This is a genomic window from Paraburkholderia sp. JPY465 (assembly GCF_050436725.1).
Taxonomy (GTDB): Bacteria; Pseudomonadota; Gammaproteobacteria; order Burkholderiales; family Burkholderiaceae; genus Paraburkholderia; species Paraburkholderia youngii.
The window spans coordinates 690,151-712,490 of record NZ_JBNDMT010000002.1 but is presented as its reverse complement, the minus strand read 5'-3'; the positions used below and the strand labels follow the sequence as shown (position 1 = coordinate 712,490).

Annotated in this window: 13 protein-coding genes; 10 read left to right on the top strand and 3 right to left on the bottom strand. The window is 62.2% G+C overall.

Going from position 1 to position 22,340, the window contains the following annotated elements; all coding sequences use genetic code 11:
* Positions 1-138 precede the first annotated feature (138 nt).
* Positions 139-1,044: a cation diffusion facilitator family transporter gene (locus QFZ94_RS05320; protein WP_368582321.1), complete on the top strand. Its 906-nt coding sequence runs from the start codon at positions 139-141 to the stop codon at positions 1,042-1,044.
* 87 nt (positions 1,045-1,131) lie between these two features.
* Here the strand turns inward: QFZ94_RS05320 and QFZ94_RS05315 are convergent, their stop codons facing one another.
* Positions 1,132-2,112 (bottom strand): aldo/keto reductase, encoded by a 981-nt coding sequence (locus QFZ94_RS05315; protein WP_152851549.1) that lies wholly within the window; start codon positions 2,110-2,112, stop codon positions 1,132-1,134.
* A gap of 340 nt (positions 2,113-2,452) precedes the next feature.
* On the opposite strand from QFZ94_RS05315, the gene QFZ94_RS05310 reads away from it, so the two are divergent.
* From QFZ94_RS05310 to QFZ94_RS05285, 6 genes are all read left to right on the top strand, one after another.
* Entirely contained in the window at positions 2,453-10,630 is an 8,178-nt protein-coding gene (locus QFZ94_RS05310) for a hemagglutinin repeat-containing protein (RefSeq protein ID WP_429455810.1), read from the top strand.
* A gap of 233 nt (positions 10,631-10,863) precedes the next feature.
* Entirely contained in the window at positions 10,864-11,310 is a 447-nt protein-coding gene (locus QFZ94_RS05305) for a hypothetical protein (protein WP_176379325.1), read from the top strand.
* A gap of 88 nt (positions 11,311-11,398) precedes the next feature.
* The gene (locus QFZ94_RS05300) at positions 11,399-13,156 is read left to right on the top strand and encodes a ShlB/FhaC/HecB family hemolysin secretion/activation protein (RefSeq protein ID WP_429455809.1); all 1,758 of its coding nucleotides are present in this window, start codon (positions 11,399-11,401) and stop codon (positions 13,154-13,156) included.
* Positions 13,157-13,214: 58 nt separating this feature from the next.
* Positions 13,215-13,895 (top strand): CsgG/HfaB family protein, encoded by a 681-nt coding sequence (locus tag QFZ94_RS05295; protein WP_368582324.1) that lies wholly within the window; start codon positions 13,215-13,217, stop codon positions 13,893-13,895.
* A gap of 71 nt (positions 13,896-13,966) precedes the next feature.
* Positions 13,967-14,335 (top strand): DUF4810 domain-containing protein, encoded by a 369-nt coding sequence (locus tag QFZ94_RS05290; RefSeq protein ID WP_429455808.1) that lies wholly within the window; start codon positions 13,967-13,969, stop codon positions 14,333-14,335.
* Between the two features lie 10 nt (positions 14,336-14,345).
* Positions 14,346-15,011 carry a DUF799 domain-containing protein gene (locus QFZ94_RS05285; RefSeq protein ID WP_429455807.1) on the top strand — a complete coding sequence of 222 codons (666 nt, stop codon included), beginning with the start codon at positions 14,346-14,348 and terminating at the stop codon, positions 15,009-15,011.
* A gap of 271 nt (positions 15,012-15,282) precedes the next feature.
* Here the strand turns inward: QFZ94_RS05285 and QFZ94_RS05280 are convergent, their stop codons facing one another.
* Both QFZ94_RS05280 and QFZ94_RS05275 read right to left on the bottom strand, forming a co-directional pair.
* Positions 15,283-15,585, bottom strand: a complete 303-nt coding sequence (locus QFZ94_RS05280; protein ID WP_013092193.1) for a DUF4148 domain-containing protein — start codon at positions 15,583-15,585, stop codon at positions 15,283-15,285.
* 210 nt (positions 15,586-15,795) lie between these two features.
* Positions 15,796-16,800 (bottom strand): LysR family transcriptional regulator, encoded by a 1,005-nt coding sequence (locus tag QFZ94_RS05275; RefSeq protein WP_410849476.1) that lies wholly within the window; start codon positions 16,798-16,800, stop codon positions 15,796-15,798.
* A 173-nt stretch (positions 16,801-16,973) separates the two neighbouring features.
* Here QFZ94_RS05275 and QFZ94_RS05270 point away from each other — a divergent pair, with 173 nt between their 5' ends.
* The 3 genes from QFZ94_RS05270 to QFZ94_RS05260 are packed head-to-tail and all read left to right on the top strand — an operon-like array spanning position 16,974 to position 22,330.
* Entirely contained in the window at positions 16,974-17,840 is an 867-nt protein-coding gene (locus QFZ94_RS05270) for an alpha/beta hydrolase (RefSeq protein WP_429455806.1), read from the top strand.
* Between the two features lie 34 nt (positions 17,841-17,874).
* Positions 17,875-19,101, top strand: coding sequence for an efflux RND transporter periplasmic adaptor subunit (locus QFZ94_RS05265; protein WP_410849475.1), 1,227 nt, complete (start codon positions 17,875-17,877; stop codon positions 19,099-19,101).
* 43 nt (positions 19,102-19,144) lie between these two features.
* Complete coding sequence (locus QFZ94_RS05260; RefSeq protein WP_429455805.1) at positions 19,145-22,330, top strand: efflux RND transporter permease subunit; 3,186 nt, start codon at positions 19,145-19,147, stop codon at positions 22,328-22,330.
* Positions 22,331-22,340 lie beyond the last annotated feature (10 nt).

The following is a 22,340-nucleotide window of genomic DNA, read 5'->3' as shown; positions in this document are numbered from 1 at the left end:
TGCCGGCACGGCGACGCGTCGGGTCCGATTCCTGCGGCCTGGCGTGTCGTTGTCGTCCATAATACCGAGTGCTTGCCGATCGTTTCGGTCGTGCAATACCCGACAATACCCAGCACCTTCACGGACGTCCGCCCGCAGATGAAAGAAGAATCGCCGAAAGCCATTTTCTACGCACTCGCCGCCAACCTCGGCATCGCCGTCTGCAAGTTCGCCGCGGCGTCGTTCACCGGCTCCGGCTCAATGTTCGCCGAAGCGATTCACTCCACCGCCGACTGCGGCAATCAACTGCTGCTGCTTTTCGGGCTGCGCGAGGCGCGCAAGCCGGTGAGCCCTTTGCATCCGATGGGCAGCGGCCGCGAAATCAACTTCTATTCGCTGCTGGTTGCGTTGCTGCTGTTTTTCGTCGGCGGCGCGTTTTCGGTGTATGAGGGCGTGCATCGGCTGATTGCGCGCGAGCCGTTGCAGTATGCGTTCGTCGCGTTGGCGGTGCTCGGTGTGTCGGTGGTGCTCGAAGCGCTATCGCTGTGGGGTGCGATCAAGGAGATTCGCAAGACGTATCCGGATAAAAACCTGTGGCAGTGGTTTCGCGAGACGCGCGAATCGGATCTGCTGGTCGTGGCCGGCGAAGATATCGCCGCGCTCTTCGGTCTCGCGATCGCCTTCGTCGCGGTGCTATTGACGATGATGACCGGCAACCCCGTGTATGACGCGCTCGGCTCGGTCGGAGTCGGTCTCTTGCTGATGACGATCGCGTGGCTCGTCGCGCGTGAAGTGAAGTCGATGATCGTCGGCGAGTCGGCGAGCCCGGAAGTGCGCAGCGCCATCGACGCGCATCTGCGCGCGCGTCCGGAGATTCGCAGCGTCATCAATATGATCACGCTGCAGTGGGGACGTCACGTGGTGGTGGCGGTGCAGGCGGAAATGATCGACTATGCGAGCGGCCGCGCGATGGTCGATGCGATCAATGTTATCGAGGCCGACTTGCAGGCCGCGTTTCCTCAGGTGCGCTGGGTGTTCTTCGAACCTGACGTGCCACGTAATTGAATTGACGAAGAGGAGGCGAAACGGCCTGCGCTGCGATCGCAGGCCGTTCCGGCTGTGCAAATTGGGCTCCTGTATGCGTCGAAGCGCTTATTTGAACCCTGCCACCGCATGCGGCACATACAGTTCTTCGAGCCGCTGAATCTCTTCGCCGCTGAGCTTCAACGACAGCGCCGCGACCGCATCGTCGAGATGATGCAGCTTGGTCGCACCGACGATCGGCGCGGTAATCGGCTTCTTCTGCAGCACCCACGCTAGCGCAACCTGCGCGCGCGGCACGCCGCGCTCTTTCGCGATCTCGCTGACCCGCTCGACGATACGCCGATCCGCTTCCTGCGTCTGCGCGTACAGCGTGCGGCCGAACTCGTCGGTTTCCGAGCGTGCGCTCTCGGTGTCCCAGTCGCGCGTCAAGCGTCCGCGTGCAAGCGGGCTCCACGGAATCACGCCGATGCCTTCGCTCTCGCACAGCGGCAGCATTTCGCGCTCTTCCTCGCGATACAGCAGATTCACGTAGTTCTGCATCGTCACGAAGCGGGTCCAGCCATTGCGCTCGGCCACCTGCAGCGCCTTGGCAAACTGCCATGCGTACATCGACGACGCGCCGATATAGCGCGCCTTGCCGGCCTTCACGACGTCGTGCAGCGCTTCCATCGTTTCTTCGATCGGCGTACCGTAGTCCCAGCGATGAATCTGATACAGGTCGACATAGTCGGTACCGAGCCGCCGCAGGCTGTGATCGATCTCCGCCATGATCGCCTTGCGCGATAGCCCCGCGCCGTTCGGACCCGGATGCATGCGGCTATTGACCTTGGTGGCGAGCACGATCTCATCGCGTTTCGCAAAGTCCTTCAGCGCACGGCCGACGATTTCCTCGCTGGTGCCGTCCGAGTAGACGTTGGCGGTATCGAAGAAGTTGATGCCGTGATCGAGTGCCTGCTTGATGAATGGCCGCGCGGCTTCGTCGTCGAGCGTCCAGGTATGCGTGCCGCGCGAGGGCACGCCATAACTCATACAGCCGAGACAGAGACGCGATACATCGAGGCCGGTGCGGCCGAGTTTCACATAATCCATCGTGTTGCTCTCCTATGGTGAAGCGCACAAACCCGCTGCGAGGGAAAGACCTTCGATTATAGGGAAACGACGGCAAGCGCGTCGTCGCGGGCCGCGGCCGCTTTCGATCGCTTCAATGCAAATGGCGAGTGCCGTGAACGACAGTCAAGAAAAGCCTACAAAGTCGTGGATTTGATGAGGCGTTGGAATCACTGGAAAAGCGGTAGACAACTGCGATCGTTAAATATCGACAAATTCAGAATAGTTCAGAATTGTCTCGTAGTCTTCATTTGCTCTCCTTGATAACCTTTTGATGGCGTTGCATTGCGCAGGGCTTCATCGGGGATCACAGGTATAGGCAATGAATAACCGTTGTTATCGGCTTGTGTTCAGCAAGCTTCGGGGTATGCTCGTCGCCGTTGCGGAGACTGCAAGCGGACATGGGAATGCCCGTTCCGGTGAGGCCGACGCAGCGGTCGCGCTGCCATCCCTCACGCTGTTCGCGATGCGTCACGCGGCCTTCGCGGTGCTGGTGCTCGCCGGATTCGCTCCCGCTCTCTCGGATGCGCAGATCGTGCCATCGGGCGCGCACGCGCCGAATGTCATCCAGACGCAGAATGGTCTGCCACAGGTAGACATCAACCGTCCGTCTTCCGCTGGTGTATCCGTCAATACATACGGACAGTTCGACGTACAGAAAAACGGCGCCATTCTCAATAACTCGCCGTCTATCACGAACACACAACTCGCAGGCCAGGTGAACGGTAACGCGAATCTTTCGCCAGGCCAGTCCGCGCGGATCATTCTCAACCAGGTCAACAGCAATTCGCCCAGTCAGCTGCGCGGCTTTCTTGAGGTGGCCGGGAGCAAGGCCGAGGTCGTCATCTCAAACGGATCGGGCATCATAGTTGACGGCGGCGGCTTCATCAATACCACGCGCGGCGTTCTCACCACCGGTACACCGATACTCGATGCGGGCGGCAACCTGAGCGGCTTAAACGTGACTGGCGGCCTCATTACAGTCGAAGGCGCGGGTCTCAATAACCCGGATATCGACCGGGTGGACCTCATCGCGCGCGCGGTGCAGGCCAACGCTGCCATTTACGCGAACAACCTGAACGTCGTTACGGGCGCGAATCAGGTCAATCACGATACGCTCGCCGCTACCCCGATTGCAGGCGATGGTGCCGCGCCAGGTGTGTCGATCGACGTGAGTCAGCTTGGCGGAATGTACGCGCAACGTATCGTGCTGGCCAGCAATGAATACGGTGTCGGGGTGTCCAATGCGGGCGCGATCGCCGCCCAGGCGGGTGACCTGACGCTCACGACGCAGGGCAAGCTGGTTCTCACCGGCAAGACAACCGCGAGCGGCAATCTTGCGGTGTCAGCGGCGGGCGATGTGCAGAACAGCGGCTCGACCTACGCGCAGCAGAACCTGAGCCTCAGTGCGGGCAACCTCACCTCGACCGGCACGCTGGGTGCCGGGATCAACGCCGACGGGATTGCCGGTCAAAGCGGCGATCTGAACCTGAGCGCATCCGGTATCCTGTCCGCGACCGGCCAGAACCTCGCGGGTGGCCGCGCATCGCTTCAGGGGGCGTCACTCAATCTCGCCGGTAGCAGCACGCTAGCAAACGACGACATTGCGTTGACGGCAACGGGCGGCGACCTGAACACATCAGGCGCAACGGTGACGACCGGCGGTTCGCTCAATGCCACGGCGACGGGTGCGCTCTCCAACGTGCAGGGGCAACTCTCTGCGACGGATATCGCGGTGTCCGGGGCATCCATCGACAACACCTCGGGCCTGATCGACGGCGACCAGTTGCGCGTATCGAGCACGGGTGCGCTCATCAACCGTGACGGCACGATCCAGCAGACGGGTGCCACTGACCAGACAATCACCGTGGGCGGCGCGCTGGATAACACGGGCGGCACGATTGCCTCCAACGCGCAGCACCTCACGGTGAGCGCGCAGTCGATCACGAACGACAGCGGCAAGGTTGCGCACGCGGGTACAGGCACGCTGGCCGTGAGTTCGGCAGGCGCACTCTCCAACGTTGGCGGCCAGATTGCGACGAACGGCGCGCTGCAGACCGCAGCGGCCTCGCTCGACAATACGGGTGGCAGGCTCGCCGCGCAGCAGGCCGCGAGCATCGCCGCCGCCAGCGGCATCGTCAACCGCGACGCCGGGCAGATTTACGGCGACGCGGGCCTCACGGTTTCCACCCAGGGCGATTTCGACAACTCGGGCGGCTCGGCACAGAGCGGTGCAGACCTGACGCTCGACGCGTGCGGCAGGATCATCAACGCGGGCGGTGTGATTGCCGCGAACGGCGCGGCCGGGACGCTCGCCGTTGCGGGTTCGGACATTGACAACACGTCCGGCTCGATCACGAACGCGGGAACCGGACAGACCACTCTCAGCGCTGCCGGCACGATCACGAACACCGCGGGCGGGCTGGGCGGTAACGGCGATGTACAGGCTAACGCGCAGAACCTCGTGAACCGCTCAGGCGGGCAGCTGGTGGCGGGCGGCGCCGCCACGCTTGCCATCACGGATACGGTCGATAACACGGCTGGCACGCTCTATGGCGGCACGGCGCTGAACCTGAACCAGCCCGCCGCGACGCTCATCAATGATGGCGGCGCCATCGAGAGCGCGCAGGACGTGTCGCTGCGGGTGGCGTCCATGTCGAACGCAGGCGGCGCGGTGCGCGCCAATCGCGACATCGGCATGAGCGGTACGCTCGCGGGCGACGGCGGGATGACGGCGGGCCGTGACCTCACGCTGGCCCTCGAAGGCGACTTCGCGAGCAATGCCGCAACCTCCCTGCATGCGGACAACAACCTGGCACTCGGTGTTGGCGGCACGTTCACGAACACCGCTGCACTGGAAGCAGGCAACGCGCTGACGGTGAGCGCGGCCAATGTCGTTAATGCGGCCGGCGCGGACATGAATTCGGCGGCGACCACCGTCAATGCCACCGGCGACATCGCGAACGCAGGCACGATCGAGGGCGATGCGGTCACGACAAACAGCGCGAGCCTGAACAACACGGGCGCGGTGATTGGGAACAGCGTCATCGTCAACGCCACCGACGTGACCAATGAGGGCGCGCAGGCGGTTATCGCGGGGGCATCGTTCCTTGGAGTCTACGCGGGCAGTTCGCTGACGAACGCGGACGGCGCCCTGATCTACAGCGGCGGGAACCTGGAACTGGCGCGCGACAATGCGCGCGACTCCACGGGTCTGCTCGCGAACCAGACCGGCATCATCACGAACAGCGCGGCCAGCATCCAGGCGGCGGGCGATATCGACGTGGCCGCGCACACGCTCACGAACCAGCGCACGGGCGTTCAGACTGAAGCCGGGACGCCTGTCACGACCGAGGGGCCAACGCTGACGCTGTGGACGATGGGCATGCCGGTTGACGAGGTCGCCAGCTACCACAGCGCGATCTATGAGCAGTGGATTTTCAGCGGCACAGGGGCCATCGGTGGGCAGGTCATCGGCAAGCTGGCCAAGCCACTGGTCGTGACGTTGCCTGCTTCGCAGGTGACCAGCATCGACGCTACCAGCCAGACGTTCTCGCTCACTACGCCACTGACGGATACCTACAGGGTGTGCCCGACCACCTACTGTGTCGCGGACCCGCAGACCCGCACCATTACCAATAACGCGGTGCAGTATTACCAGAGTCTGACGCAGAACAGCGACGGTACGGTCACGATCGCTTTCTATCCGGACTTCGATCCGGCGAAGAACATCGCACCGGACCAGGTCAGGATCAATACGTCGATTGGCGACGACAGCCACGATTACGTTGAACTGAGCCGCACCTCCACCATCACCACCGTGACCGACCAGCTTCTGAACCCCGGCACGGCGGCGACGATCCAGGCGCAGGGTTCGATCCGCGTCAACGCGGACGGCGGCACGATCAACAACGACTCGTCCACGATGGCCGCAGGCGGGGACCTCGTGCGCCGCGCGACGGGCGGCTCGGTAAACGATACGGGCATCCTGTTGCAGCAGACCGGCACGCAAACAGATGTCTCGACCTACTACTGGCACGCAAAAATCAGCGACAGCAACGACACGAAGACTGATATCAAAGATGACGCGGTGCCGCTGCCGTCCACCACGGTTGCCTCGCTGCCTGCAATCGCGACGGCCAACCAGACCGTCCAGACCGACGCACAGGACATTACCATCGGCTCGGTGGATCGCGTCGGGCAGACTGTTACCGGCGCAGGCGTGTCCGGCGGTGACGCAACCGGCACCCAACTGGGTAGTGCCAGCGCCTCGGGTAACCGCCCGCAGACGCTCGGTGCGGGTCTGAAGCTTCCGGCCAGCGCGCTGTACACGTTTCAGAGCGCACCCGGCGCGCCCTATCTCGTCGTCACCGATCCGCGCCTGACGAGCTATTCGAAGTTCATTTCAAGCGACTACATGCTCGCCCAGCTCGGCCTGAATCCGCAGGTGATCGAGAAGCGTCTCGGTGACGGCATGTATGAGCAGCAACTGGTGATGGAACAGGTCACGCAACTGACCGGGCGCACGTTCCTCAGGTCTTACACCAGCAACCTGGACGAATACACGGCGCTGCTGAACAATGGCGTGTCGTATGCGAAGGCGTTTGACCTCACGGTGGGCGTCGGGCTGACCGCTGCCCAGATGGCGCAGCTGACCACCGACATGGTGTGGCTGGTGAGCCAGACCGTCACACTGCCGGACGGCTCGCAGCAGACGGTACTGGTACCCCAGGTTTATCTCGCGAAGTCCAGCACCGTTGATCTTCAGGGCAGCGGTGCGCTGGTGGCCGGTAACCGCGTGAACCTGAACGCGACCGGCGATGTGACGAACAGCGCCCACGTCGCAGGTGACGTGGCGACCACGGTCATCGGCAACAACATCGTGAACCGGGGCGTGATCGGAAGCGGCGGCGCGACGACGGTCGCCGCCGTGCAGGATGTGACGAACATCGGCGGTCGCATTGGCGGCGTCGATACGGTAGTCAGCGCAGGCCGCGATATCGTCAACCAGAGCACAACCGCCCAGGCCGCGGTAACGGGTGGCAACGCCGGCTTCACTTCGAGCGCAACCGGCATGGCGGTCCAGTCGGTGGGCACGATTTCGGCATCGGACAGTGCGACCGTCATGGCGGGCCGGGACGTGACCATGAGCGGCGCAGCGATCCAGACCGGGGGTGATGCGACCATCGCGGCGGGTCGCGATATCAACGTGGGCACCACGACGCTTACGGCCACCCAGGATGCGGGAACCACTGACGGCCTGAATGGCTACCACAGCACCACCACAACCAGCGTTGGCAGCACGATCACGACCGGCGGTAACCTCACCACCGTCTCGGGCAACAATGCGACGCTGACCGGTGCGCACGTTCAGGCGGGCGGCGATGCGACGATGGTGGCGGGTGGCGACCTGACGGTGACTGCGGCGAAGGACACCGCCACGTATACCGGCCAGTCGATGGGCGGCAAACTCGCGCACCACAAGGATTCGACCTACGACGAAACCGCCCAGGGCAGCAGCATCAACGCGGGCGGCACCGTTGCGCTGGCGGCGGGCCAGGGCGGAACGGGCAACCTCTCGGTTCTCGGCTCATCGGTGAGCACGGGCGGTGTCAACGGCGCGACCCGTGGCGGTGTCATCCTGCAATCGACTGGCGATATCACGGTCGGCGCGGTGACGGAAACTCACGATGCGGATCACTGGTCGCAGACGAACCATTCGAATGCGCTGTCGAGCAACAAGATCACCGACACGTCCACCTCGCATACGGTGCTATCGGTCGGTTCGACCGTATCGGGCGATACCGTGGCGGCCAGTGCGGCGCACGACCTGAACATCAACGGGTCCACCGTTGCGTCAACGAACGACATGACGCTCGCGGCGGGCCACGACCTCAATATCACGACCACCCAGGATACGAGCGAGCGCAGCACGCTTCACGAGGAGCAGGCTTCGGGCTTCGGCGCGATGAGTGGCGGCGGCGCGAGCATCAACTACGGCACGCGCGAGCAGAAGGACACCACGCACGACAGCACCGTCACCAACAACGGCAGTCTGGTCGGCAGCACGAACGGCAGCGTGACGATGGCGGCGGGCAACGACCTGCATGTCACGGGCAGTGCCGTGCTGGCCGCCCAGGACGTCACGGGCATGGCGGCCAACGTCATCATCGACGCGGCGACGAATACGTCACACCACGACGAAACGCAGGAGATGAAGCAGAGCGGCTTCACGCTGGGCCTGTCCGGCAGCGTGGGCGATGCGATCAACAGCGCTGTCCAGCAGGGGCAGAGCCTTGCGAGCGGCAACAGCGACGGGCGCGCAACGGCGCTGCATGCCATCGCGGCGGGCGGTAACGCTGGCATGGCCGTGTCAGGGGCCAAGGCGCTGGCCGATGGCGCCAAGGGTCCGAATGCGCCGAGCATCGGCGCGCAACTGAGTTTCGGTTCCAGTCAGAGCAGGAATACGTTCAACGAGGACCAGACGACGCATGCCGGCTCGACAGTCCAGGCAGGTGGCACGACCACGTTTGTTGCAACGGGTGACGGAACCGCGGGCTCGGGCAACATCACGATTGCCGGTTCGAACGTGAGCGCGAATGACGTGGTGCTGGCCGCCAGGAATCAGGTCAATCTGCTCAATTCGACCGATACCGATATCACCGCCAGCACGAACAAGTCGAGCAGCGCGAGCGTCGGCGTGTCCTACGGCACGCAGGGCTTCGGCGTGTCGGCGTCGATGTCAAATGCGCATGGCGACGCGAACAGCGACGCAACGATGCAGAACAATTCGCACGTGAGCGGGGCGAACAGCGTCACGATCGTGAGCGGCGGCGATACAAACATCATCGGCTCGAATGTGAGCGGTGGTGCGGTCACGGCCAACGTTGGCGGCAACCTGAACGTTGAAAGCGTGCAGGATACGACCGTGAGCACCGCGCATCAGAGCAGTGTCAGCGGCGGCTTCAGCGTCAGCCAGGGCGGCGGCAGCGCGAGTTTCAGCGCACAGAATGGCCACGGGGATTCGAGCTATGCCCAGGTGAATGAGCAGGCGGGTATCCAGGCGGGTGATGGCGGTTTCAACATCAACGTCAACGGCAACACGGACCTGAAGGGTGCGGTGATTGCGAGCGACGCCGATGCGTCGAAGAACAGTCTGACGACGGGCACGCTGACGTTCAGCGATATCGAGAACCAGTCGCACTACAGCGCGTCGAGCAACGGTATCAGCGCGGGCGTGGGCGTAGGCAACACCGGCAAGGCGACGGGTCCGGGTTCTGTTAGTGGCGCACCCGGCGTTACGCCGATGATCTCGCAGAACGAGAATGGCGACGAAAGCGCCACCACGCGCAGTGCTGTGAGCGCGGGTGCGATCAATATCACGGACGGCGCGAAGCAGACGCAGGATGTGGCGAGCCTCAGCCGCGACACGACGGATACCAACGGGACGGTCTCGAAAACGCCGGACGTGAACGACATCCTGAACCAGCAGGCGGACACGATGGCGGCGGCGCAGGCGGCAGGCCAGGTAGTCGCGCTGGGTATTGGCGCATATGCTGAAGCGAAAGAGCAAGCGGCAAAGGACGCGGGTGACGCAGCCGCAGCCGCAGCATGGGCCGAGGGTGGCGACAATCGCGCGCTGTTACACGCGGCCGGCGGCGCGCTGATTGGTGGCCTCGGCGGCGGCAGCACGTTCGGGGCTATCGGTGGTGCTGCCGGGGCGGGCCTGTCGTCGAAATTTGCGCCCCAACTGGAAGGCATTTCGAAGGGGGTAGCATCTGAAACTGGATCGGATCTGCTGGGCAACCTCGCTGCGAATGTGACGGCGGGTGTAGGTGGCGCGCTGGTGGGCGGTACGGCGGGCGCGGCTACTGGATCGGCGGTCGAGTTGTACAACCAGATGAACCATCAGAAAAAGGACCTGGTATCGCAGGCGTGCGGAGCGGGAGCGCAGTGCAGTGACGCAACGCTGAATGCGGCGATTCAAGCGCAAGGTGCCAATGCAGATACGGCATCCGCCAATATGAAGACAGGTGCGCTTTACGGTGTGCCCGCTGCTGTGGTCATTGCGCTTGGGCCGGAAGCGGTAACTGCGGCGCTTCTTGCGGGGGGATTTGACTACGCGGGAAGTTACTATAACTTTAAGAATGTGCCGGGTAGCGACGCACCAAACATCACCAACTCGTATTTAGCTGGAATGGTGGGTGGTCTGAGTACCCCACTTGCGATAGGTGGCGCTGCCATTGCTGGATTAGGAAGGTTCGGAAAAATTGGTGCGAATGGCTATAACGCTGCAGTGAGCGGTGTTGGCGCTTTTGGGGTTGCCGGAATGACAGGAAATAACCCAGATGCCGCTGCAGCAGGAGCTACAATTTCTTCGGCTCTGGGTTCTGGGGCGAAAGCAGCCCTACCTGCTCCACTGGGCAGCGTTTTGAATCAAGCAATTCAAGGCGCAGCAGGTCCTATTCAGACGGCCATTCAAAATAGGTTATCGAAATGATGAAAAATGAATGGCGAAAGCTATTGCGATTGTACATAAAAGCGTATCTATCCTTGGCGGGAATTGTAGCGGCTTTTTTAGGGGTCTCTATTGTGCAGGGGGCAGGATGGAGGCCGGCTTTGGCTGGGATGCCTCTTTATGTAACCTTGTTTATTGCGATCTCGTTCAAGTTGATCCGAGACATCTTCAAGCTGAAGAGGCTGGGGTCTCAGCGACAAGATGAAGGATAAGGAATGGATAAGAGTTCGATGCTGGAAGCATTTAGGCGCGCAGTGCCACGGACCCGCCGGAGAGGGCTGTTCTTTCTTCATATAGCGGTTGTTTTGGTGGCAATGGCCCGACTTCGGGGAGAGAGCTGGAATGCAGCGCTCGTAAAGGCGATACTTGTCGCCATAACGTTTGTTGCTCTGTTTGTTTTCGAAACGTATAACGAGAAACAAGCAATTTCTGGAAAGCCAAGACTCGATAGTGGGCAACTATGGAAGCGCTTCTTCGTTGTGTGCGCAGTGCTATCGGTGATTTATATTGGGGTGGCTGTAGGTTTGGCGGTGCTCGCGGGCAATCCAGATGGATTGCAGGAACTATTTCCTATTTATTTTCTAACTTTGGCTTGCTGTTCCGTCGTCTTATTTTGGGAGTTTAAGCATCTCAGCGACGGTGGAGGCGACACCTCAACTTGATATTGCTTGCGTCCAAACATCAGAGGGCGCTTTTTAACAATAGAGTATCGCCTGACTGGCAGCTCAGTCGCCTATCCAAAAAAACCGCATGAAAATCCGCAAAAGGCTGGCGGCATTGCCGCTCACAGCCGTGATAACGCTCGCCCACGCGCAGCAGACGCCGATGCCCACACCAGCGGACAAAGCAGCAGCGGCACGCGCGAACGCCGAGCAGAACCAGCAGGTCGAGCAGCAACGCAATGCACAGGAACGCAACGCCACTGTCAATGCGCCTTCAGTGCGTTCGACAGCTGAGCGCGCCTCGGGCTGGCCTGAACTGCCAGCTGAAACGCCGTGCTTCGACATCGATGTGTTGGTGCTAGACGTTCCTGCAACGCTGTCTGATGCAGTGCGCTCGCAAGGCGCATCCGCATTGCCGCTTGACCGCTTTGCGTTCGCCCGCGAATGGCTCGACCATTACCGGGGGCAATGCGTCGGCAAGGCGGGACTCGACACGCTCACCAAGGGACTGCAACAGGCCATCCTGAGCCGTGGCTACATCACCACGCGCGTCTTGCTGCCCGAACAGCATCTTTCAACCGGGACGCTGAAGTTCGCACTGGTGCCGGGTGTGATCGGGCAGGTTCGCTTTGCCGATCCTGCCACGCGCGGCACATGGAAGTCGGCATTCCCGACGCGAGATGGCAACCTGCTGAACCTGCGCGACCTCGAGCAGGGACTCGAACAGATGAAGCGCGTCAGCAGTCAGGACGTGGACATGAAAATCGAACCCACGGAGGTACCTGGCGAAAGCGATGTTGTCGTGACGGTAAATCGGACCAAGCCGTGGACGGTGGTCGCTTCGGTGGACAACTCGGGCACGCGGGCCACCGGCAAGCTGCAGGGCAACCTGAGCCTGGGTATCGACAACCCGCTCGGGCTGAATGACATTTTCAACGTCGGCGTGAGTCAGGACCTCGAATTTGGCGACAAAGGTCTCGGCTCGCACGGATGGAACGGCTTCTATTCCGTTCCGTGGGGTTACTGGACCGGCACGCTGTCAGCCTATACGAACACGTACTACCAGCAGATCGCGGGCCTCAACACGACTTTCGTGTCGAGCGGCAATTCGCAGACGGTCGATTTCAAACTGGCGCGTGTCCTCATGCGCAGCCAGAACAACGTACTCGGCGTGCAGTTCCGGCTGACGAAGCGCTTTGGCGAGAGCTTCATCGAAGATACCGATATTCCGCAGCAGCATCGCAACAACACCTTCATCGAGGCGGCGCTAACTGACCGTCATTACTTCGGCGCGTCGCAGTTCGACGGCAGTCTCGCGTACCGTCAGGGTGTGGGCGGACTTGGGGCGACACCAGACTTCTACGAGAATGGTCCGACTTACCGCTTCCGCATGGCTGTGCTCGACGCGAACCTGTCGGCGCCGTTCCAGATCGCGAACCAGCCGCTACGCTACGTGACAAGCGTTCACGGCCAGTTCACCAACAACACGCTCAACTATATCGATGACCTGACCATTGGCAGCCGCTACACGGTGCGCGGCTTCGACGGCGAAACGATGCTGGCCGCCGAGCGCGGTTTCTTCTGGCGCAATGAGCTTCAGGTACCAATCGGCTCGACGGGTCAATCTGTGTACGCAGGTATCGACTACGGCCACGTGTTCGGGCCGAACGCCGCATTTCTCGTCGGTACACAACTGGCGAGTGCGGTGATCGGTGTGCGCGGCAGCGCATCGGCAAAGTTAGGTGCGCTCGCCTATGACCTCTTCGCGGGTACGCCGATCTATAAACCGTCGGGCTTTTCAACTTCGCGGGTCACCCTGGGTTTCCAGGTGACCGCGCAATTCTGATATTCGCCCCGCCGACGCTATCCGGGTTTTCGGCATTTCAACAAAAAGGAAAAGCAAAATGAAGTTATCCAAAACATATGCGCTGGGAACCGTGGCTGTTGCCGTCGTGGTGGCGCTGGGCGGATGTGCAACCGAGTCGTCGCGCTCACTACCGGTGCCGCCCGTCGCCAGCGCGCAGAAGCCAGCGGTGGGCCAAGCCATCGGCATTTCAGTCGGCAAGTTCGACAACCGCTCGAGCTATATGCGCGGCATCTTCTCGGACGGGGTTGACCGTCTCGGTGGTCAGGCCAAGACCATCTTGATCACGTCTCTCCAGCAGAGCGGCCGCTTCAATGTGCTCGATCGCGACAACCTCGACGAAATCCGCCAGGAAGCGGGCTTCCTCAAAAAGGCCCAGTCGATCAAGGGTGCGCGCTTCGTCGTCACGGGCGATGTCACCGAGTTCGGTCGCAAAGAAGTTGGCGACCGGCAGCTGTTCGGCATCCTCGGCCGCGGCAAGAGTCAGGTGGCCTATGCAAAGGTCAGCCTGAACGTCGTCGATACGACGACATCCGAAGTCGTCGCGTCGAGCCAGGGCGCGGGTGAATTCAGTCTTTCGAACCGTGAAGTCATCGGTTTCGGCGGCACGGCCAGCTACGACTCCACACTGAACGGCAAGGTGCTCGATCTGGCGATCCAGGAGGCCGTCAATCACCTGGTCGAGCAGGTCGATGCAGGGACGCTCAAGGCCGCACAGTAAGTGCGTGCTGGTCTATTGCGTTCGATCCACGTTCAACCGCACCAGCAATCAACTTGATGACGCGATTCACGATGAAACATAACCGCATGATGCGGGGAATCTATTTGCCAGTAACGACGGCAGCCATGCTTCTCTCCGGATGCGCGGCGAACAGTCCCCAGCCGCTTTATCAATGGACCGGCTACCAGCCGGCCGTGTACGACTATCTGAAGGGAGAAAAGGCACCGCAGGAGCAGATCGAGGCGCTCGAAAAATCCCTCCAGGACATCCGCGGCAACGGGCACACGCCGCCGCCCGGATTCCATGCACAACTGGGCATGTTGTACGCGAGTGTCGGCAACGACACCCAGGCCATGCAGGAGTTCGAGTCCGAGAAGCAACTGTTTCCGGAATCCTCGACCTACATGGACTTCCTGATGAAGAAACCGAAACAGCCCTGAGCGAGCCACCATGTTCAAGATCTTTTCCTTCAAGCTCGGCTTTGCCCTGTCGACGGTCGCACTGCTGGCCGCGTGCGCGCAACCTGTGAAGCACGCCGACTACACGGCGTTCAAAAACAGCCGGCCGCACTCGATCCTGTTGCTGCCCCCGACCAACGAAACGGCGGACGTACAGGCGACAAACAGCATGCTCTCGCAGATGACGATGCCGCTCGCCGAATCTGGCTACTACGTGATACCGGTGGCGGTGATGGATGAAACGTTCAGGCAGAACGGCCTGACCATGGCGGCGGAGATCGAAGCGACCTCGCCTGCGAAGCTGCGCGAAATCTTCGGTGCCGACGCGGCCCTGTATTCGAAGATCACGCAGTACGGTACCGTGTACCACGTCGTCGACAGTGCGACAGTCGTCACGGCATCCGCCCGGCTGGTCGATCTCAAGAGCGGTGACGTGCTATGGCAGGGTAGTGCCAGCGCCAACAGCAACGAGGGCAACAACTATGCTGGAGGTGGCCTGATCGGCATGCTCGTCACGGCTGCAGTCAAGCAGATTGCGGATTCGCTGACGGACAAGGGCCACGATATCGCTGGCGTGACGAGCTATCGGCTTCTGCATGCCGGGCCGCCGAACGGACTGCTGTACGGGCCACGTTCACCCAAATACGGCACCGATTGAACGCTCCTAGGTCAGCAAAAAACGGCTTGCGCTTTCGATCGCTTCAATGCAAATGCGCCCGCGAAGCCACTTCGCGGGCGCATAACGGCGAGTGCCGAGAACGACAGAAAGCCAACACTCAACGCTGTACCGGCCGATACGGCGTCCACACGGGCGTATCGGTATCCCAGTTATCGAGTTCCGAGGGTGTCATGATGTGCTCCTTGATGAAGAGGCGCGCGCTTCTCGTGCGGCAGGCGCGCCGGTTTCCGAATCAACTTCTGCTAACTCGTTACTGGCCCTTCGCGACCCGCGTCACTTCGCCGTTCGTCCCTTCCTGCAACGCGATGCGCGCGGCCTGTGTCTGGCCGATCAGGCCTTTGTTCGGATACGAGGTGCGATTCAGCGAGGGCAGCGAGCCGTCGCGATACGCGGCGACCAGTTCGGCCTTGACCTCGGCGCGGGTCTTCGTGCTCGCGCTCGGCGCCGGTTGCGTGTCATAGGTTCCTGCACGGCCGATACTGCCGCCTTCCGCAAATGCCGGAACGCTGACGAGCAGCGAAAGGGCGAGGCCTGCCAACAGATTGCGTTTCATGATTCACTCCTGTCGATTCATTGGCAGCGTGATGGCGCTGCGACAGGGTGAAATGTAGACGTTGACGCGTCGCGGATAAATCGCGGTTTTGCGAAATGAATTGTCGCGATTCAGGAACAATCGCGAGCGAGCCTTGCAGGAGCCGTGCGATTGCTCGGTTGCCGCGGCATTGGCGCCGCGGCTGGAATTCACTGTTTCAATTAGCGTACTTCAGGCGACCCATTCTGACATCACCGGCGTGTCGAGTGCCGGCGCGGACTCGCGCTGCTCGAACGTGCGCTTCGTGCAGGTGGCGTCGAGACTGCCGCGTCCGCTCAGCAACGGGCACCGGTCGAACAGCTCCGCAATCCAGTCTACGAAAACGCGGACTTTCGGCGACAGATGACGACTGTGCGGATAGACTGCCGAAATCGGCATCGGCAAAGGTTTCAGTTCCGGCAGTACTTCGACGAGCTGGCCCGAGCGCAGATGCGGCAGCACCATGAAGAGCGCGGGCTGAATCAGACCGAAGCCTTCGAGTCCGCAGGTCACGTAAGCGTCGGCGTCGTTGACCGACACGATCCCCTTCATTTTCACTTCCACCTCGTTGCCGTTCACGAGGAACGCCCAATCGAGTGTTCGTCCCGTGCGGCTGGAGAAGTAGTTGACGGCTTTGTGATTCTCGAGATCCTCGAGCGAAGTGGGCATGCCCGCGCGTTTGATGTACTCGGGTGACGCGCAGGTCACGCCCTCGAACAGACCGATGCGGCGTGCGACCAGTGACGAATCCTGCAGCGCGCCGACGCGTACCACGCAATCCACGCCTTCCTGCAGCAGATCGACGGGCCGGTCGGTCAGGCCCAGTTGCAGATCGATGTCCGGATAGCGCGTATGGAATTCGCACAGCGCCGGAATCACGAGCAGACGGCCAATCGAGCCCGGCATGTCGATGCGCAGCTTGCCGTGCGGCTTCTTGTTGCCGCTCTGGAAACTCGCCTCGGTCTCTTCGACGTCAGCAAGGATGCGCACGCAGCGCTCGTAGTACGCGGCGCCATCGGGCGTGAGCGAAAGACGGCGGGTGGTCCGGTGCATCAGCCGCGTGCCGAGAAACGCTTCGAGATTCTGAATAATCGTAGTAACCGATGCGCGCGGCAGGTCGAGCGTCTCCGCTGCGCGGGTAAAGCTGTTGGTGTCGACGACACGTGTGAACACTTGCATGGCCTGAAGCCGGTCCATTGCAAACCTCCAGTAGGGGCGGGTGCGCAGGCGGGAATGGTCCGCAAAAACAATCGCAATGGGATTGTTCAAAGGCACCGAATTGTGTTGCCGGATTATAGGCATTTATTTGCGAGTCTGCTGAACCCACAATTCGCACCATTGAAGTTCTATGCGCATTTGCGCGGCTCGACATGGATGCATTCAAATCGCCGTACCCGTCCGTTTCCATCGGCGTTTGCGCCGAAGACACTGACGCTGAGGCCAATGACGCAACGCTTGAAGTCACCGACGTGGGTATCGACGGGTACGCTCAGCCCATTACGTTGCGCCTGTATCGGCTGACGAAAAAAACCGCATTGCCGGTATTGCTTTATTTTCACGGCGGCGGCTTTACGAAAGGTTCGATCGAATGCGCGGACTTCGCCGCGCGGTATTTCGCAGAACGCTTACCGGCGCTGGTGGTGTCGGTCGGCTATTCGCTCGCGCCGCGGTTTCCGTTTCCAGCCGCGCCGGAAGATGCGCATCGCGCGGCGCTGTGGGTGCAGACGCGGGCGCGAGCGTTTGGTGGCAATAGCAGAAAGATCGGTGTGGCGGGCCATGACGCGGGCGGCCAACTCGCCAATTGTCTGGCGTTCATTGCGCGCGATCGTGGCGACGTGCAGATCAGCGCGCAGGCGCTGTTCGGTCCGATGCTCGACCCGAGCCTGACGCGGCTTGGCGACGAGAAGCGGCTCGGTTCGGACATCACCGCGCGCGAGTGCGCCGCGTGTTATCGCGCGTATCTGCCGCAAGCGTCGCAGCGCATGCATCCGTATGCGGCGCCGCTCGAATCGTCGCGGCTCGCCGGGTTGCCAGCCACGCTGATCGCGACCGCGCAGAACGACGTGCTGCATGTCGAGGCCGAAAAGTATGCAAGCAATCTGATCGACGCGGGCGTGCAGACCCAGGTGGTGCGCTTCCCGAGCGTGTCGCACGCGGCGCTCGCCGATCATCCGCCCGCTTTGCAGGAAGCGGTGCGCTTTTTCCAGTGGCGCTTCGATGCGCGCGCTCATCGATAAACAGAAATTCAATCAACGATACCGGGAGCTACACATGACTATCCTTCCTCTTTCCCGCCGCCGCGTGGCGCTTGCCGCGCTAGTGGTCGTCGTTCTTGCCGGGCTGGGCACGTTCGGCGCGATCCGTGTGGATGCCAGTTCGCCGGCCGCGCCGACCATCGTGCCGGAAGTCGACGTGGCGACCGTCGTGCAGAAGACCATCACCGACTGGCAGTCGTATTCGGGCCGTCTCGAAGCCGTTCAGAAAGTGGACGTGCGTTCGCAGGTGCCAGGCACGATCGTGTCGGTCAACTTCAAGGACGGCGCGCTGGTGAAGCAGGGTGACACGCTGTTCGTCATCGATCCGCGTCCCTACGCGGCCGAAGTCGATCGCGCGGAAGCGCAGCTCGCGGCCGCGCAGGCGCGCACCGGCTACACGCAAAGCGACTGGGAACGCGCGCAACGGCTGATCGTCGACAACGCGATCGCCAAGCGCGACTACGACGAGAAGCAGAACGCCGCGCGCGAGGCGAGCGCGAACCTGAAGGCCGCGCAAGCCGCGCTCGAAACCGCGCGGATCAATCTCGGCTACACGAAGATCGTCGCGCCGGTATCGGGCCGCGTGTCGCGCGCGGAGATCACGGTCGGCAACGTCGTGTCGGCCGGCGCCAGCTCGGCGCCGCTGACCACGCTCGTGTCGGTGTCGCCGATCTACGCATCGTTCGACGCGGACGAGCAGACCTATCTGCAATACCTGAGCCGCGCGAAGGACGGCGGCAAGGTGCCGGTCGAACTCGGTCTCGCCGATGAATCCGGCTACTCGCGCAGCGGCACGATCGAGTCGGTCGACAACCGCCTCGATACGTCGTCGGGCACGATCCGCGTGCGCGCGAAGTTCGACAACGCGGACGGTGCGCTGATTCCGGGCCTCTACGCACGCGTCAAGGTGGGCGGCAGCGCCCCGCATCCGGCGCTGTTGATCGACGATGCCGCGGTCGGCACCGACCAGGACAAGAAGTTCGTGCTGGTCGTCGATCAAGGCAACCACGTGGTTTATCGCGAGATCACGACCGGTTCGATGCAGGGCAATCTGCGTGTCGTCAAGGACGGTTTGAAGGCGGGCGACCGCATCGTCGTCAACGGCGTTCAGCGTGTGCGCCCCGGCGATGCGGTGCGCGCGCACATGGTGCCGATGACGACCGACGACGACCCGAACAGCGCAGCGCTCGCACAATCGCACGGCAAGGCGGCGGCGGACACCGGCGCGAAGGGCAATTCGTGAGCCGCGTGTTCCAACGCGCATGTTCCAAAGTTAAGAGCTTCCAATGAACATATCCAAATTCTTCATCGATCGCCCGATCTTTGCAGGCGTGCTATCGGTATTGATCCTGCTTGGGGGCATCATCTCGCTGTTCAAGCTGCCCATCTCCGAGTACCCGGAAGTCGTGCCGCCTTCGGTGGTGGTGCACGCGCAGTATCCGGGCGCGAATCCGAAGGTCATCGCGGAGGCGGTCGCAGCTCCGCTCGAAGAGCAGATCAATGGTGTCGAGAACATGCTGTACATGCAGTCGCAGGCGAATAGCGACGGCAATCTGACGCTGACGGTCACCTTCAAGCTCGGCACCAATCCCGACCTCGCGACGCAGCTCGTGCAGAACCGCGTCAATCAGGCGCTGCCGCGTCTGCCGGAAGATGTGCAGCGGCTCGGTGTGACGACGATCAAGAGTTCGCCGACGCTGACGATGGTCGTGCACCTGATCTCGCCGAACGATCGCTACGACATGACGTATCTGCGCAATTACGCGCTGCTGAACGTGAAGGATCGGCTCGCGCGGATTCAGGGCGTCGGCGAAGTGCAGTTGTGGGGCTCGGGCGACTACGCGATGCGTATCTGGCTCGATCCGCAGAAAGTCGCGCAACGCGGTCTCACCGCAACTGAAGTCGTCAACTCGATTCGCGAGCAGAACATCCAGGTGGCGGCCGGTGTGATCGGTGCATCGCCGTCGGTGCCCGGCACGCAACTGCAGTTGTCGGTGAATGCGCGCGGCCGTTTGAAGACCGAGAGCGAGTTCGGCGACATCATCGTGAAGACCGCGCCCGATGGCGGCGTGACCTATCTGCGTGATATCGCGCGGATTGAGCTCGCGGCGTCGGAATACGGCCTGCGTTCGTTGCTCGACAACAAGCCCGCGGTTGCGCTCGCGATCAATCAGGCGCCGGGCGCGAACTCGCTCGAAATTTCGGAGCAGGTGCGCGCGGCTATGAAGGAGCTCGCGGTAGACATGCCGGCCGGCGTCGAATACCGGATCGTCTACGACCCGACGCAGTTCGTGCGTTCGAGTATCGAGGCGGTGATCCACACGCTGCTCGAAGCGATCGCGCTGGTCGTGATCGTCGTGATCGTGTTCCTGCAGACGTGGCGCGCGTCGATCATCCCGTTGATCGCGGTGCCGGTGTCGATCGTCGGCACGTTCTCGCTGCTGCTGGCGTTCGGTTTCTCGATCAACGCGTTGTCGTTGTTCGGCATGGTGCTCGCGATCGGTATCGTCGTCGACGATGCGATCGTCGTGGTGGAGAACGTCGAGCGCAACATCGAAAGCGGGCTCAGTGCGCGCGATGCGACCTACAAGGCGATGCGCGAAGTGAGCGGGCCGATCATCGCGATTGCGCTGACGCTCGTCGCCGTGTTCGTGCCGCTCGCGTTCATGACGGGTCTCACGGGCCAGTTCTACAAGCAGTTCGCGATGACCATCGCGATCTCGACGGTGATCTCGGCGTTCAATTCGCTGACGCTGTCGCCGGCGTTGTCCGCGCTGCTGTTGCGCAGCCACGGCGAGAAGGAGGACTGGCTGACGCGTGTGATGAACCGTGTGCTCGGCGGCTTCTTCAAGCGTTTCAACAAGGTCTTTCATCGTGGTTCGGAAGCCTATGGCCGCGGCGTGACCGGTGTGCTGCGCCGCAAGGGCGCGATGCTCGCGGTGTACGCGATCCTCGTCGGTGCAACCGTATTGATGGCGCGGATCGTGCCGGGCGGCTTCGTGCCCGCGCAGGACAAGGAGTATCTGATCGCATTCGCGCAGTTGCCGAACGGTGCGTCGCTCGATCGCACGGAGAAGGTGATCCGCGATATGAGTTCGATCGCGCTGAAGCAGCAGGGCGTCGAAAGCGCGGTGGCGTTCCCGGGTCTGTCGGTGAATGGCTTCACGAATAGTTCGAGCGCGGGCATCGTGTTCGTCACGCTGAAGCCGTTCAAGGATCGCGGCGACAAGAAGCTGTCGGCGGGCGCGATTGCCGGTGCATTGAACCAGCAGTACGGCGCGATCAAGGACTCGTTCGTCGCGGTGTTTCCGCCACCGCCGGTGCTCGGGCTCGGCACGCTCGGTGGCTTCAAGATGCAGCTCGAGGATCACGGCGCGGTCGGCTACGCCGAACTGAACAAAGCTGCCGAAGCATTCGTGAAGCGCGCGGCGCAAACGCCCGAACTTGGGCCGACATTCTCCAGCTATCAGATCAACGTGCCGCAACTGAACGTCGATCTCGATCGCGTGAAGGCGAAGCAGCTCGGCGTGCCGGTCACGGACGTGTTCGACACGATGCAGATTTACCTGGGCTCGCTGTACGTGAACGACTTCAACCGTTTCGGCCGCGTGTATCAGGTGCGTGTGCAGGCGGATGCGCCGTTCCGTCAACGCGCCGACGACATCCTGCAACTGAAGACGCGCAACGCGGCGGGCGAGATGGTGCCGTTGTCGTCGCTCGTCACGGTGACACCGACCTACGGGCCGGAGATGGTGGTGCGCTACAACGGCTACACGGCGGCCGACATCAACGGCGGCCCGGCGCCCGGCTTCTCGTCGGGACAGGCGCAGGCCGCGGCCGAGCGCGTGGCCGCCGAAGTGCTGCCGCGCGGCGTGAAGCTCGAATGGACCGACCTCACGTATCAGCAGATCCTCGCCGGCAACGCGGGCCTGTGGGTGTTCCCGATCAGCGTGCTGCTCGTGTTCCTCGTGCTCGCGGCGTTGTACGAAAGCCTGACGCTGCCGCTCGCGGTGATCCTGATCGTGCCGATGAGCGTGCTGTCCGCGCTGACCGGCGTGTGGCTCACCGGCGGCGACAACAACATCTTCACGCAGATCGGTTTGATGGTGCTGGTGGGCTTGTCGGCGAAGAACGCGATTCTGATCGTCGAGTTCGCGCGTGAGCTCGAACACGATGGACGCAGTCCGCTGCAGGCCGCGATCGAAGCGAGCCGTCTGCGTCTGCGGCCGATTCTGATGACGTCGATCGCTTTCATCATGGGCGTGGTGCCGCTGGTGCTGTCGAGCGGCGCGGGCTCGGAGATGCGTCACGCGATGGGCGTCGCGGTGTTCTTCGGCATGCTCGGCGTCACGCTGTTCGGCCTGATGCTGACGCCGGTGTTCTATGTGGTGCTGCGTTCGCTCGCGGGCGGGACGATACACGTCGCGCAGAAGGATGCGCCGCGCTATGGCGCGCCCGTTACGGACGCCTGAGGAGAAAACA

Bases quoted from the DNA above. Each gene is read 5' to 3' on its own strand.
- QFZ94_RS05320 (WP_368582321.1), top strand. From the start codon at position 139: ATGAAAGAAGAATCGCCGAAAGCCATTTTCTACGCACTCGCCGCCAAC.
- QFZ94_RS05315 (WP_152851549.1), bottom strand. From the start codon at position 2,112: ATGGATTATGTGAAACTCGGCCGCACCGGCCTCGATGTATCGCGTCTC.
- QFZ94_RS05310 (WP_429455810.1), top strand. From the start codon at position 2,453: ATGAATAACCGTTGTTATCGGCTTGTGTTCAGCAAGCTTCGGGGTATG.
- QFZ94_RS05305 (WP_176379325.1), top strand. From the start codon at position 10,864: ATGGATAAGAGTTCGATGCTGGAAGCATTTAGGCGCGCAGTGCCACGG.
- QFZ94_RS05300 (WP_429455809.1), top strand. From the start codon at position 11,399: ATGAAAATCCGCAAAAGGCTGGCGGCATTGCCGCTCACAGCCGTGATA.
- QFZ94_RS05295 (WP_368582324.1), top strand. From the start codon at position 13,215: ATGAAGTTATCCAAAACATATGCGCTGGGAACCGTGGCTGTTGCCGTC.
- QFZ94_RS05290 (WP_429455808.1), top strand. From the start codon at position 13,967: ATGAAACATAACCGCATGATGCGGGGAATCTATTTGCCAGTAACGACG.
- QFZ94_RS05285 (WP_429455807.1), top strand. From the start codon at position 14,346: ATGTTCAAGATCTTTTCCTTCAAGCTCGGCTTTGCCCTGTCGACGGTC.
- QFZ94_RS05280 (WP_013092193.1), bottom strand. From the start codon at position 15,585: ATGAAACGCAATCTGTTGGCAGGCCTCGCCCTTTCGCTGCTCGTCAGC.
- QFZ94_RS05275 (WP_410849476.1), bottom strand. From the start codon at position 16,800: ATGGACCGGCTTCAGGCCATGCAAGTGTTCACACGTGTCGTCGACACC.
- QFZ94_RS05270 (WP_429455806.1), top strand. From the start codon at position 16,974: ATGGATGCATTCAAATCGCCGTACCCGTCCGTTTCCATCGGCGTTTGC.
- QFZ94_RS05265 (WP_410849475.1), top strand. From the start codon at position 17,875: ATGACTATCCTTCCTCTTTCCCGCCGCCGCGTGGCGCTTGCCGCGCTA.
- QFZ94_RS05260 (WP_429455805.1), top strand. From the start codon at position 19,145: ATGAACATATCCAAATTCTTCATCGATCGCCCGATCTTTGCAGGCGTG.